The 14,013-nt window shown below is 71.7% G+C and carries 10 protein-coding genes; all 10 read left to right on the top strand.

Annotated elements, in window-relative coordinates; translation table 11 throughout:
- The first annotated feature begins 98 nt into the window (after positions 1 to 98).
- The 10 genes from miv_RS28530 (at position 99) to gsiB (ending at position 14,008) form a co-directional block, all read left to right on the top strand.
- The gene (locus miv_RS28530; RefSeq protein ID WP_207180315.1) at positions 99 to 1,643 is read left to right on the top strand and encodes a sugar ABC transporter ATP-binding protein; all 1,545 of its coding nucleotides are present in this window, start codon (positions 99 to 101) and stop codon (positions 1,641 to 1,643) included.
- Between the two features lie 3 nt (positions 1,644 to 1,646).
- Complete coding sequence (locus tag miv_RS28525) at positions 1,647 to 2,654, top strand: ABC transporter permease (RefSeq protein WP_207180314.1); 1,008 nt, start codon at positions 1,647 to 1,649, stop codon at positions 2,652 to 2,654.
- A complete protein-coding gene (yjfF, locus tag miv_RS28520; protein WP_207180312.1) occupies positions 2,651 to 3,673 on the top strand; it encodes a galactofuranose ABC transporter, permease protein YjfF in 1,023 nt (340 codons plus the stop codon). The genes miv_RS28525 and yjfF overlap by 4 nt, the downstream gene beginning before the upstream one ends.
- A 390-nt stretch (positions 3,674 to 4,063) precedes the next feature.
- Positions 4,064 to 5,521 carry an aldehyde dehydrogenase family protein gene (locus miv_RS28515; RefSeq protein WP_207180311.1) on the top strand — a complete coding sequence of 486 codons (1,458 nt, stop codon included), beginning with the start codon at positions 4,064 to 4,066 and terminating at the stop codon, positions 5,519 to 5,521.
- Between the two features lie 144 nt (positions 5,522 to 5,665).
- Complete coding sequence (locus miv_RS28510) at positions 5,666 to 6,994, top strand: NAD(P)/FAD-dependent oxidoreductase (protein WP_048429059.1); 1,329 nt, start codon at positions 5,666 to 5,668, stop codon at positions 6,992 to 6,994.
- A 199-nt stretch (positions 6,995 to 7,193) separates the two neighbouring features.
- On the top strand, positions 7,194 to 8,030 hold the full coding sequence (locus tag miv_RS28505; protein ID WP_207180310.1) for a GNAT family N-acetyltransferase: 837 nt from the start codon (positions 7,194 to 7,196) through the stop codon (positions 8,028 to 8,030).
- A gap of 343 nt (positions 8,031 to 8,373) precedes the next feature.
- Positions 8,374 to 9,312 (top strand): MurR/RpiR family transcriptional regulator, encoded by a 939-nt coding sequence (locus miv_RS28500; protein ID WP_207180309.1) that lies wholly within the window; start codon positions 8,374 to 8,376, stop codon positions 9,310 to 9,312.
- A complete protein-coding gene (locus miv_RS28495) occupies positions 9,309 to 10,253 on the top strand; it encodes an isoaspartyl peptidase/L-asparaginase family protein (protein ID WP_207180308.1) in 945 nt (314 codons plus the stop codon). The genes miv_RS28500 and miv_RS28495 overlap by 4 nt, the downstream gene beginning before the upstream one ends.
- 9 nt (positions 10,254 to 10,262) lie before the next feature.
- On the top strand, positions 10,263 to 12,170 hold the full coding sequence (locus miv_RS28490) for a dipeptide ABC transporter ATP-binding protein (RefSeq protein WP_425312948.1): 1,908 nt from the start codon (positions 10,263 to 10,265) through the stop codon (positions 12,168 to 12,170).
- Between the two features lie 296 nt (positions 12,171 to 12,466).
- On the top strand, positions 12,467 to 14,008 hold the full coding sequence (gene gsiB / locus miv_RS28485; protein ID WP_207180306.1) for a glutathione ABC transporter substrate-binding protein GsiB: 1,542 nt from the start codon (positions 12,467 to 12,469) through the stop codon (positions 14,006 to 14,008).
- The last annotated feature ends 5 nt before the right edge of the window (positions 14,009 to 14,013 follow it).

Here is a 14,013-nt window from a genome sequence, read left to right as displayed (position 1 = left end):
TCGTCGCGCTGCCCCTCTCCCGGCTCGCTGACGCTCGCCACCCTCCCCCCGCAGAGGGGGAGGGAGAAACCCGCGCTATACTTGTCGGGATCGACTGCATGTCTTCGGCACACAGTAACGATGCGCCGCTTCTCGCGATCCGCGGGCTCACGAAGAGCTTCGCGGGCTTCCCGGCCCTCCAAGGCGTGGATTTCACGCTGAGGGCCGGCGAGATCCACGCGCTGCTCGGCGAGAACGGCGCCGGCAAGTCGACGCTGATCAAGACCGTGACGGGGATCGTGACGCGCGATGCCGGGACGGTGACGCTCGACGGCATGCCGATCGCGCCGCGCTCCGGCGAGGCGGCGCAAGCGGCCGGCCTCGCCACCGTCTACCAAGAGGTGAACCTGCTGCCGAACCTCACGGTGGCGCAGAACCTCTTCCTGAACCGCGAGCCGACCCGGTTCGGCCTCGTGCGCCACGGCGAGATGCGGCGGCGCGCGGCCGCGATCCTCGCCGGGTTCGACCTCGCGATCGATCCCGGCACGCCGCTCGGCGACCATTCGGTCGCCGTGCAGCACCTCGTCGCCATCGCCCGCGCCGTCGACCTGTCGGCCCGGGTGCTGATCCTCGACGAGCCGACGGCGAGCCTCGACGCGCACGAGGTCGAGATCCTGTTCCGCGTCATGCGCCGCCTGGCCGCCAAGGGGCTGGGCATCGTCTTCGTCACCCACTTCCTCGATCAGGTCTACGCCGTCACCGACCGGATCACGGTTTTGCGCAACGGCCGACTCGTCGGTTCCTGGGCGACCGCAGACCTTCCGCGCATGAGGCTGATCCAGGCGATGCTCGGGCGCGAACTCGGCGAGGCCACGGCCGAGGCGGCGCCCGCCGACCGGCACCGATCCGGCGCCACCGAGGGAAGCGAGATCGCGGTCTACGAGCAATTCGGGAAGCCCGGCTATGTCGCGCCCTTCGACCTGACGCTCCGGCGCGGCGAGGTCGTGGGCCTCGCCGGCCTCCTCGGCTCGGGCCGCACCGAGACCGCCCGCCTCCTCTTCGGCGCCGAGATGGCGCAGACGGGCCTGGCCCGCATCGACGGCGCGCCCGTCCGGCTGCGCACGCCGCGCGACGCCATCCGCCACCGCTTCGGCTACTGCCCGGAGGAGCGCAAGACGGAGGGCATCATCGCCGAGCTGTCCGTTCGCGAAAACATCGTCCTGGCGCTCCAGGCCCGGCGCGGGCCGTTCCGCCCGATCCCGCGGCGGGAGCAGGACGCGCTGACGCGCCGCTACATCGCGATGCTCGACATCCGCCCGCCCGATCCCGAGCGCCCGATCGGGCTGCTCTCGGGCGGCAACCAGCAGAAGGCGCTGCTCGCCCGCTGGCTCGCCACCGAGCCGCAGGTGCTGATCCTCGACGAGCCGACCCGCGGCATCGATGTCGGGGCGCATGCGGAGATCATCCGGCTGATCCGGCAGCTCTGCGACGGTGGGCTCGCCCTCGTCGTCATCTCCTCGGAGCTCGAGGAGATCGTGACTTACGCCGACCGGGTCGTGGTGATGCGCGATCGGACCCAGATCGCCACGCTCGAGGGTGAGGCCGTCGACGTCACCGCCATCCTCAAGGCGATCGCCGGCGACGAGCCCGCGGAGGCCGCCTGACCGATGCAAGCCCTGTCCCGTCGCCTCCCCGCCCTTCGCCTGCCCCGGCGCGGTGCCCCGCAGCTCCTCGCCTTCGCGGCGATCCTGCTCGTCGACTGGCTCGTCTCGCCGCAGTTCTTTGACCTGCGGATGCAGGGCGGGCGGCTGTTCGGCAGCCTCATCGACGTGTTCAACCGGGGCGCGCCGGTGGCGCTCCTGTCGATCGGCATGGTCCTCGTCGTGGCGACCCGCGGCATCGACCTGTCGGTCGGCGCCGTCATGGCGATCGCCGGCGCGGTCGCGGCGAGCCTCGCCGACACCCACGCCCTGCCGGTGGTACTGGCGGCATCGCTCGGCGCAGGCATCCTGTGCGGGGCCTGGAACGGGTTCCTCGTCGCAGTGCTGGGCATCCAGCCGATCATCGCGACGCTGATCCTGATGGTGGCGGGGCGGGGCATCGCGCAGCTCCTGACCGAGGGGCGCATCGTCACCTTCAGCGCCCCGGGGCTCGCCGACGTCACCAACGGTGCCGTTGTCGGCCTGCCCGCCCCCGTCGTCCTGACCGTGGTCGTTCTCGCCGTCACGGTGCTGGTCGTGCGCGGTACGGCGCTCGGCCTCCTCATCGAGGCGACCGGCGCCAATGCGCGGGCGAGCGCGCTTGCCGGCGTCAGCACCCGCACGACGACGCTTTCGGTCTATGTCTGGAGCGGGTTCTGCGCAGGCCTCGCCGGCCTCGTCACCACCGCCGACATCCTGGGGGCGGATGCCAACAATGCCGGCCTGTGGCTCGAGCTCGACGCGATCCTGGCGGTGGTGATCGCCGGCACCTCGCTCATGGGCGGCCGTTTCAGCGTGCCGCTCGCGGTGCTCGGCGCCTTCATCATCCAGGCGATGAACACCGGCATCCTGCTCTCCGGCTACCCGCCGGAGCTCAACCTTCTCGTCAAGGCGGTCGTGGTCCTCGCCGTGCTCCTCGTCCAGTCGCCCCGGCTCGCCGGCCTGTCCCTGCTGGTCCGGCGGAGGACGGCGTGACCCGATACCTCCCCGTCCTCGCCACGGCCCTCGTCTTCGCGGCGGCCTACGCGCTCTGCGCCGTGCAGTTCCCGGCCTTCCTGTCGACGCGCGTCGTCGGCAACCTCCTCACCGACAGCGCCTTCCTCGGCATCGTCGCGGTCGGCATGACGGTGGTGATCGTGTCGGGCGGCATCGACCTGTCGATCGGCTCGGTGATCGCCTTCACGAGCGTCTTCCTCGCCCTCGCGATCGAGCGATGGGGCCTGCCACCGCTCGCCGCCTTCGCCCTGGCGCTCCTGATCGCCGCCGCCTTCGGGGCGGCGATGGGCTGGATCATCGCCGCCCTCGACCTGCCCCCCTTCATCGTGACCCTCGCCGGCATGTTCCTGGCGCGGGGAGCGAGCTTCCTCCTCTCCACGGAATCGATCCCGATCACCGCGCCGTTCTATGCGGCGGTGGGCGAGGCGAGCCTGCGCCTGCCCGGCGGGGGCCGGCTCACCGTGGTGGCGGCGATCATGCTGGCGGTCTTCGTCGGCGGCGGCCTCCTCCTCCACCTGACGCGCTTCGGCGCGGCGGCCTACGCGCTCGGCGGCAACCGCGTCTCGGCCCGTCTCATGGGTCTGCGGGTCGGCGCGACCACGATCGCGATCTACACCCTGTCGAGCGTGCTGGCGGGGCTCGCAGGGATCGTGTTCTCGCTCTATACCTCGTCGGGCAATTCGCTCTCCGCGGTCGGGGTCGAACTCGACACCATCGCGGCGGTGGTGATCGGCGGGACGCTGCTCACCGGCGGGCAGGGCCTGATGGTCGGCACCTTCCTCGGGGTGATGATCCAGGCCTTGATCGGCACCTACATCACCTTCGACGGCACCCTGTCGAGCTGGTGGGCGAAGATCGCCACCGGGGGCCTGCTGTTCGTCTTCATCGCGCTCCAGCAGGGCCTGTCCGCCCTGGCCCGGCGGCCCCGCTCCGCGGGCCGGGTCCCGCCCCGTCCGGCCTCGGCGCCGGCCCCGTCTCCCGCCCGCGCGCGGCGCTGAGCGGCGGCCGGATCGCCGCCCGCCGGGGGGATTCGGAAGAAAATGCCGAATCCGCACCCCTCTACGGTGACCCCTGTGGCCGACCGTCGATCATCCTGAGACGTGCCGGCGCGCCCATCCTCTCGCGCCGACCCTCTCTCGGGACACGGACGCTCTTGCCGAACCTGCGCGCAATCCCGTCGATCGCCGCCGCAGCGCGGGGCGGGCGAACCGAGCCGGATCGCTGTCCCGGACGTCGGTCGTCGAAGCAGGACGAGGGCGGGCACGGCGCCCTGCGGACCGATGCCGGGGCGGACGCCCTGCGCATGTCCGGCCGGCGCGGTCCGCCCCGGCTCCCTCCTGGCTCCCGTCGCCGGTCGGCACTCGCTTCCCCATGAAGGACCGTCTCCCATGACCGATCCCCTCCGGCACCTGACCGAAGCCGGCCGCCTCGGCCGCTTCTACATCGACGGCGCGTGGCGCGAGCCGGCGGGCGCCGAGCGCGTGGGCGTCGTCTCCCCGGCGAGCGAGACGGTGATCGCCGAGATCGCGATGGGGAGCGCGGCCGACGTCGAGCGGGCGGTCGCCGCCGCCCGGCGCGCCTTCCCGGCCTGGTCGCGCACGGCCCCGACCGAGCGCGCGGCCTTGCTCGACCGCGTCCACGGGCTCGTGCTCGCGCGGCTCGAGTTGTTCGCCCAGGCCCTGAGCGCCGAGATGGGCGCGCCCATCACCTATGCCCGCCAGGCCCAGGTGCCGCTCGCCGTCGCGCATATCCGAGTCGCGCGCGACCTGCTGGCGACCTTCCCGTTCCTGTCGCGGCGCGGCACCACCGCCATCGCCCGCGAGGCGATCGGCGTGTGCGGCCTCATCACGCCGTGGAACTGGCCGCTCTACCAGATCACCGCCAAGGTCGCCCCGGCCCTGGCGGCGGGCTGCACCGTCATCCTAAAGCCGAGCGAGCTCTCGCCCCTGAGCGCGCTCCTGTTCGCCGAGGTGATGGACGAGGCCGGCTGCCCGGCGGGCGTGTTCAACCTCGTCAACGGCACCGGGCCGGTGGTCGGCGAGGGCTTGTCCACGCATCCGGAGGTCGACATGATCTCGATCACCGGATCGACCCGGGCCGGCGTGCTGGTGGCGCAGGCCGCGGCGCCGACCGTCAAGCGCGTGGCCCAGGAGCTCGGCGGCAAGTCGCCCAACGTCGTGCTGCCGGATGCCGACCTCGCCCGCTGCGTCCCGCTCGGCGTCGCCGCCGCGATGCGCAACCTCGGGCAATCCTGCAGCGCGCCCACCCGGATGTTGGTGCCCCGCGCCCGTCTCGCCGAGGTCGAGGCCCTGGCGCGGACGACGGCCGCGGGCTTCGTGGTCGGCGATCCGCGCAACGAGGAGACGACCCACGGCGCGATCGCCAACCGGGCGCAGTACGACCGCATCCAGCGGATGATCGCGATCGGCATCGAGGAGGGCGCCAAGCTCGTCACCGGCGGAACCGGGCGGCCCGACGGCCTCACGGGCGGCCTCTACGCCCGGCCGACCGTCTTTTCCGAGGTGCGCCGCGACATGGTGATCGCCCAGGAGGAGATCTTCGGGCCGGTCCTGGCGATCCTGCCCTACGACGGCGTCGAGGAGGCGGTGGAGATCGCCAACGACTCGATCTACGGGCTGGGCGCCCACGTCCAGGGCACCGACATGGAGCAGGTGCGGGCGGTGGCCGGGCGGATCCGCGCCGGCCAGGTCCATCTCAACTCCCCGGCCTGGGACCCGGAGGCGCCGTTCGGCGGCTACAAGCGCTCGGGCAACGGCCGGGAATACGGCCGGGAGGGCCTGGAGGAGTATCTCGAGACCAAGTCGATCCTCGGCTACTACAGCTGAGGCAGGGCCGACGCCTCGACCCCGCCGGGCGATCCCGGCGGCCGGCCGGGGGCGGACGGCAGAAAATGCCGCCGCGTCCGGCCACTCCGGCACACTCGGCGCGGAGGTCCCCGCTAGGCTGTCCCGGTCACAGGGAGCCCACGGATGCCAGCGCCACTCCTCCATATCGACACGACCCCGGACCTGCCGGCGGCCGCCGATGTCGTGGTGATCGGCGGCGGGGTCGTGGGCACCTTCACGGCCTATTACCTCGCGCGCCGGGGCGTCAGCGTCGCGCTCGTCGAGAAGGGCCGCATCGGCGCCGAGCAGTCGAGCCGCAACTGGGGCTGGTGCCGGCAGCAGAACCGCGACGCCCGCGAACTGCCGATGGCGACGAAGGCCATCGCGTTGTGGGATCGGCTCAAGGCCGAGATCGGCGAGGATCCGGGCTTCCGGCGCTGCGGCCTGCTCTACCTCAGCAACGACGAGGCCGAGATCGCCCGCTGGGCCAAGTGGCGCGACTTCGCCGCCGGCGAGGGCGTCGTCACCCACGTGCTCGGCGCCGCCGAGGCGCGCGAGCACGGCCGGGCCACCGGACGGGAGTGGAAGGGCGGGGTGTTCTCGCCCACCGACGGCATCGCCGACACCTCCCGCGCCGTGCCGGTCGCCGCACGCGGCGTGATGAAGGCGGGCGGGACCGTGCACCAGTTCTGCGCCGCCCGCGGCCTCGAACTCGAGGGCGGCCGCGTCAGCGGCGTCGTGACCGAGAAGGGCACGATCCGCACCAAGACTGTGGTGATGGCCGGCGGCGCCTGGGCCTCGTCGTTCTGCCGCCAGCTCGGCATCCGCTTCCCGCAGGCGGCGGTGCGCCAGTCGATAATGGCGGTCGGCCCCAACGTCGCCGGCCTGCCGGACGCGCTCTACACCGCGGGCGTCTCGCTCACCCGCCGCGGCGAGAGCGGCGGCTACAACCTGGCGATCAGCGGGCGCGCCCGCGTCGATCCCACGCCCCAGCAGATCCTGTTCGCCCGCGAATTCGTGCCGATGTTCGCCAAGCGCTGGCGCGTCCTGTTGCCGGGCGGCACCGAGGCCTGGCGCAGCGGCCACGAGACCGCGAAGCGCTGGGCCCTCGACAAGCCGACGCCGATGGAGCGGGTGCGCATCCTCGACCCGAAGCCCGACGCGCGGCTCATCGCCGAGACCCGCCGGCGCGCGCTCGAGCTGCTGCCGGCGCTCCGCGACACCGCGGTCACCGCCTCCTGGGCCGGCTACGTCGATTCGACGCCCGACGGCGTGCCGGGGATCGGCGAGGTGACGGGCGTGCCCGGCCTCGTCCTGGCGGCGGGCTTTTCCGGCCACGGCTTCGGTATCGGCCCGGGTGCCGGGCATCTCATCGCCGACATCGTCACGGGCGCCGAGCCGATCGTCGATCCGCGGCCCTACCATCCCGACCGCTTCCACGCCTCGGCCTGGGGCAAGGTCGCGGACTTCTAGAGCACTTCACGATCGCGCTGCAATCGCGAAGCTCTCCAAGTCTTTGTTCCGGCGCATTTTCTTCGACGAACCGGTATCCGCTTCGTCGGAAAATGCTCCAGCACCGGTCGCGACCCGCGCCAGGGTCGCTCACCGCCTTTCGTTCGACCCGGGCGACCGTGCTTGCGCGACGACCGCCCCCGAGGAGTTTCGGCTCGACATGACGGCTACGACTGAGATGCGCTCGATGACCGAGCAGGATTTGGCGCGCGGTCACGCCCTGTCCCAGGCGGTGCGCTGGCCGCACCGTCTCGAGGACTGGCAGCTGTTTCACGCCGTCGGCCAGGGCCGGGTGGCGACCGAGGACGGCGCGATCACCGGCTGCGCCATGTCGTGGCATTACGGCGAGCGGCTGGCGACGATCGGCATGGTGATCGTCGATCCCGCCCTGCAGGGGCGCGGGACCGGCAAGCGGCTGATGAACGACCTGATCGAGCGGGCCGGTGCGCGCGCGATCCGGCTGACGGCGACCGCGGCGGGACGGCCGCTCTACGAGAAGCTCGGCTTCGTCGTCACGGGGTCGATCACGCAGCACCAGGGTCCGGCGAGCGCGGGCGCGACGGTCGACGACGAGGCGGTCCGCCCGGCCGCCGACGCGGACTGGGCCGCGATCCGCCAGCTCGACGCCGCCGCGACCGGCGGGGACCGGAGCGGGCTCCTGGACGCCCTGCGGGTGCAGGGCCGGACCGTCGTCCTGGAGCGCGACGGCCGGATCGCCGGCTACGCGGTATGCCGGCTCTTCGGCCGCGGTCACGTCGTCGGTCCGATCGTCGCCCAGTCGGACGGCGACGCGATCGCCCTCGCCTCGGCCCATATGCGGGAGCACGACGGCGCGTTCCTGCGCGTCGACACCCGCCGCGACGACGGCCCGTTCGCCGAGTTCCTCGCGGCGTCGGGCCTCCCCAACGTCGATCGCAGCGTCGAGATGACCCGGGGCGAGGATGGACGCAGCGGCCCCGCGCAGGTCTTCGGCCTCGCGAGCCAGGCCCTGGGCTGAGACGCGTTCGCCTGAGCGGTGAACACCGGTCCGGCGAGGAGAGCGATGAAGGAACGCTCCCGGCGGAGCTGCCTCGTGCAGCTCCGCCGGGAGCTTTTTTTTGGCGATGCGAGGGGCCGCTCGCCGTGCGGATCGGCGCAACTCTGACGAGCGCGGCGACCGGCATCCCGACAGACGCGCCATGCGCGAGACGCCATCGCCGTGCCCGGGCCTCGTGCAGGACATGCCCGTAATCCCGCCATCGACGGGCTTGCGCTCGGCATAAAAATATCGCCACTATCTCACTCATGAGATTTTTCGATCACCTGAGCGGCATCCCCGGTCGACGCGCGAGGGGGACGGCGTGAGCGCGCCGGCCGACGGCGCCTCCGTCGCCCAGCGGATCGCCCGCAGCTTCCCGAGCCTGAGCCAGTCGCACCGCGAGGTCGCGCGCTACGTGCTCGACCACCCGCTCAAGGCCGCGACCCTGCCGGTTGCCGAGCTGGCGGACCTCGTGGGCGTCTCGGTGGCGACCGCCAACCGCTTCGCCCGGGCGCTGGGGTTCGAGGGCTACGCCCAGTTCCGCGCCGCCCTGGTGCTGGGCTTCGAGGGCGCGCTGGCGCCGGTGGAGAAGCTGCGCGGCGACCTCGAGCAGCCGGCCGATCCGGCCAGCGTCTTCGAGGCGACCTTCGCGGCGATCGGGCGCAACCTGGAGGCGACGCGGGCCGGCCTCGATACCGGGGCCTGCGAGCGGGCGGTGGCGGCGATCCGCGGCGCGCGGCGGGTCTATGTCCTCGGCTTCGGCAGTTCGGCCTGGCCGGCGGGGTTGCTCGCCCGCAACCTCGACCTCACGCGCCAGGACGTCCACCTGCTCGCCACCGTCGAGGGACCGGCCTTTGCCGCCCGCGTCCTGCGGCGGCTGAGCGCCGACGACCTCGTCATCGTGCTCGCCACGCCGCGCTACTTCGCCGACACGGTGCGGCTCGCCGGCCAGGCGCGGGACGGCGGCGCGGCGGTCCTGGCCCTCACCGACGGCCCGCATTCGCCGGTCGCCGCGCGCGCCACGATCACGCTCTGCGTGCGCACCGACAGCCGCTACTTCGCCGCCTCGGAAGCCAGCCTCGCCGCCCTGGTCGAGGCCCTGTCGAGCGCGGTGACGCACGCCTCGGGCGGGCTCGTCGCCACGGCGACGCGGCTCACCGAATCGGTCCTGCCCTGGCTCGAGGGCGACTACGCGGCCTGGCCGCCGGCCGCCGCGATGACCGAGCCCGCCCCCCTCTCCGACCCGGATTCCGAGACATGACCGACCTCCGCCCCGTCCTCGTCATCCATGGCGGTGCCGGCACGATCGCGCGGCCGGAAGCCGGCAGCGCCGGCGAGGCGCCCTATCACGCGGCTTTGGCCGACATCCTGGCCGCCGGCGAACGCTGCCTGCGCGAGGGCGGCAGCGCCCTCGACGCCGTCGCCGTCGCGGTCGACCTCCTGGAGGAATGCCCGCTGTTCAATGCCGGGATCGGTGCGGTCTTCACCAGCGCCGGCACCCACGAGCTCGACGCCGCGATCATGGACGGCGCGACCCTGCGGGCCGGAGCGGTGGCGGGCCTCGCCCGGGTGCGCCGGCCGGGCCGGGCGGCCCGCGCGGTGATGGAGGACGGCACGCACGTCCTCCTGGCGGGGGCCGGCGCGGAGGAGTTCTGCCGCGCCAAGAGCCTGGAGATGGTCGCGCCGGATTTCTTCTCGACCGAGACGCGCCGCCGGCAACTCGAAGCGGCGCAGGCCGGCGGGCGGGTCAGCCTCGATCATGACGAGAGGACGCCCCTCGACGAGCGCCGGAAATTCGGCACCGTCGGCGCCGTGGCGCTCGACCGGAACGGCCACCTGGCCGCGCTCACCTCGACCGGCGGGATGACCAACAAGCGGCCCGGCCGCATCGGCGATACGCCGCTGATCGGCGCCGGGACCTACGCGGACGATCGCACGGCGGCGGTGTCGTGCACCGGCACCGGCGAGGTCTTCATCCGGGCGGCGGCCGCCTACGACGTCTGCGCCCGCATGGCCTATGCGGGCTTCGATCTCGACGCCGCGGCGCAGGCGACCGTGCGCGACGGGCTGACCCCGCTCGGCGGCCAGGGGGGGCTCATCGCGGTCGATGCCCGGGGCCGCGTCGCCATGCCGTTCAACACCGCGGGCATGTATCGCGGCCTCGTGCGGGCCGGCGACACGCCTTCGACCGCCATCTTCTGAGTGCCGACCGTGTCGCCATCCTCTTTCCCTGCCCCTGCCTCTCCCCCGTCGCTGATCCTGCCCGACCGGCGCATCCTGTCGGTCTCGGACCTGACCGTGCGCTTCGCCACCTCCGAGCGCAATGTCGAGGCGGTGCGCGACCTGTCCTTCCACGTCGAGGCCGGGGAGACCCTGGCGATCGTCGGTGAATCGGGCTCGGGCAAGTCCGTCACCTCGCTCGCGCTGATGCGCCTCGTCGAGCATGGCGGCGGCAAGATCGCGACCGGGCGGATGCTGTTTCGCCGCCGCACGGGCGCGATCCTCGATCTGGCGCATGCCTCCAGCGCCGAGATGCGGGAGATGCGGGGCGCCGAGATCGCGATGATCTTCCAGGAGCCGATGACCTCGCTCAACCCGGTCTTCACCGCGGGCGAGCAGATCGCGGAATCGATCCGGGTGCACCAGGGCAAGGGCCATGCGGCGGCCCGGGCCGAGGCCCTGCGGATGCTCGACCTCGTGCGCATCCCGGAGGCCCGCAACGTGCTGACGCGGTTCCCCCACCAGCTATCCGGCGGCATGCGCCAGCGGGTGATGATCGCGATGGCCCTTGCCTGCCGGCCGCAGCTCCTCATCGCCGACGAGCCGACCACGGCTTTGGACGTCACCATCCAGGCCCAGATCCTCGAGCTGATCCGCAGTCTCCAGGACGAGATGAAGATGGGCGTCGTCTTCATCACCCACGACATGGGGGTGGTGGCCGAGATCGCCGACCGGGTGCTGGTGATGTTCCGCGGCGACAAGGTCGAGGAGGGCAGCGCGGCACCCCTCTTCGCCGCCCCGCGCCACGCCTACACCAGGGCGCTGCTCGCCGCCGTGCCGCGGCTCGGCGCCATGGCGGGCAGCGACCTGCCGCGCCAATTCGATCTCCTGCGGCCCGAGGCGACCGAGACCCCGGCCGCGGAGGCGACGCATGACGCAGCCCAGGACACCCGCCGGCCCGGCCCCCCGATCCTGCGGGTGCGCGACCTCGTCACCCGCTTCGATATCCGCGGCGGCCTGCTCAACCGGGTGCGCCGGCGCGTCCACGCGGTCGAGCGGATCAGCTTCGACCTCCAGGCCGGCGAGACCCTGGCCCTCGTCGGAGAATCAGGCTGCGGCAAGTCGACGACCGGCCGCTCGCTGCTCCGCCTCGTCGAGAGCCAGAGGGGGCTGATCGAGTTTGCGGGCGAGAACATCCGCGACCTCGCTCCCAACAAGCTCCAGGCCCTGCGAAAGAACATTCAGTTCATCTTTCAGGATCCCTACGCCTCCCTCGATCCGCGGCTCACCGTCGGCTTCTCGATCATGGAGCCGCTGCTGGTGCACGGCACGCCCCGGCGCGAGGCCGAGGCGCGGGTGGCCTGGCTCTTGGAGCGGGTCGGCCTGACCCCGGCGCAAGGGTCGCGCTATCCGCACGAATTCTCCGGCGGCCAGCGCCAGCGCATCGCCATCGCGCGGGCGCTGGCGCTCAACCCGAAGGTCATCGTCGCCGACGAGGCGGTCTCGGCCCTCGACGTCTCGATCCAGGCCCAGATCGTCAACCTGATGCTCGACCTGCAGCGCGAATTGGGGCTCTCCTACCTGTTCATCTCGCACGACATGGCGGTGGTGGAGCGGGTGAGCCACCGGGTCGCCGTGATGTTCCTCGGCCAGATCGTCGAGATCGGCCCGCGCCGGGCGATCTTCGAGAACCCGCAGCACCCCTACACGAAGAAGCTGATGGCCGCGGTGCCGGTCGCCGATCCGGAACGGCGCCACGCCAGGCCCCGCGGCCTCCTCACCGGCGAGATCCCGAGCCCGGTCCGGGCGCTCGGCGACGAGCCGGAGGTAGCGCCGCTGGTCGAGGTCGGTCCGGGCCATTGGGCGGCCCGGCACGACGTCGGCGGCCTCGCGGCGTGAGACTGCGCGAGGTGAACACCCGATCATCCGAGCGCCTGTTTGAGTGGGCCGGCTGAATTCAAATCCTCCATCGTCATCCCGGGGCCGCGCAGCGGCACCCGGGATCCATAACCGCTCACGGTTCAGAAGAATTCGGCATGCATTCCGCCTCATTCAGTATCGTCAGCGGTTATGGATCCCGGGTTCTCGCCTGCGGCGAGCCCCGGGATGACGCGAAGGGTTTCAATATTCTTGAGCACGTCAAGCAGACTCAGAGACTTCAACACAGGACTTTTCCGATGACCCGAGGCACATCGATGATCGCGCGCTCCCTCCTCGCCACCGGCCTGCTCTGCGGGCTCCTCGCCAGCCCCGTGGCCTCCGCGCTCGCCGCCGGAGATCCGGTCCTCGTCATCGGCGTCCCGCCCGAGACGCTCGACCCCTACAACACCAACACCACGCTCACGACCGCCGTCACCAAGTCGTTCTACGAAGGCCTGTTCGAGTTCGACAAGGACCTGAAGGTCAGGAACGTGCTGGCCGAGAGCTACGAGGTCACGCCCGACGGTCTGACCTACACCTTCAAGCTGCGCGAGGGCGTGAAATTCCATGACGGCACGGCGTTCGACGCCAATGCCGTGAAGGCGAACCTGGAGCGGGTGCTGAACCCCGAGAACCGGCTCGCCCGCTACAACCAGTTCAACCGGGTCAAGACGGTCGAGGTCGTCTCGCCCTTCGTGGTGCGCATCACCCTGAAGGAGCCCTTCGGCCCGTTCATCAACTCGCTGGCGCATGCGTCTGCTGCGATGATCTCGCCGGCCGCGCTCCAGAAATGGGGTAAGGACATCGCCTTCCATCCGGTCGGCACCGGCCCGTTCACCTTCGTCGAGTGGAAGCAGACCGATTCGGTCAAGGGCGCCAAGTTCGCCGATTACTGGCAGGCCGGCCTGCCGAAGGTCGACGCCATCACCTGGAAGCCGGTGCCGGAGAACGGCACCCGGGCGGCGATGCTCCAGACCGGCGAGGCCGACTTCGCCTTCCCGCTCCCCTACGAGCAGGCCAAGAGCCTTGGTGAGAACAAGAAGCTGAAGGTCATCGCACAGGATTCGATCATCGAGCGCTATGTCAGCATGAACATGCTGCAGAAGCCGTTCGACGACCTGCGCGTGCGTCAGGCGATCAACTACGCGATCAACAAGGAGGCGCTGGCCAAGGTGGCGTTCAGCGGCTACGCCAGCCCGGCCAAGGGGATCGTGCCGGCCGGCGTTCTGTACGCTCACCCGATGAACGCCTGGCCCTACGACCCGGCCAAGGCGCGCCAGCTCCTGAAGGAGGCCGGCTACGCCAACGGCTTCGAGACCACGTTGTGGAGCGCCTACACCACCAGCACGGCCCAGAAGGCGATCCAGTTCGTGCAGCAGCAGCTCGCCCAGGTCGGCATCAAGGTGCAGACCCAGGCGCTCGAGCCCGGCCAGCGCGTCGAGTGGGTGCAGACCGCCCCCGACCCGAAGACCGCCCGCGTGCGCATGTACTATGCCGGCTGGTCGTCCTCGACCGGCGAGGCCGACTGGGCCCTGCGGCCGCTCTTCGCCACCGAGGCCTGGCCGCCCAAGCTCAACAACACCGCCTATTACAGCAACCCCGAGGTCGATGCGCTGCTCGCCAAGGCGCTCGTCTCGACGAAGGACGAGGAGAGGGCCGAGCTCTACGCCAAGGCCCAGGAGCTGATCGTCAAGGACGCGCCGTGGGCGCCGCTCGTCATCGAGCAGAACCTCTACGCCACCTCGTCGCGCCTATCGGGCGTGGTGGTCATGCCGGACGGCAACATCGACAGCCGTCAGGTCGCGGTCGCGCCGTAAGGCCC

Origin of the sequence: Methylobacterium indicum, from assembly GCF_017347565.1 — a bacterium.
Taxonomy (GTDB): Bacteria; Pseudomonadota; Alphaproteobacteria; order Rhizobiales; family Beijerinckiaceae; genus Methylobacterium; species Methylobacterium indicum.
The sequence above is the reverse complement of the archived record's forward strand: the minus strand, read 5'-3'. Positions and strand labels throughout refer to the sequence as shown.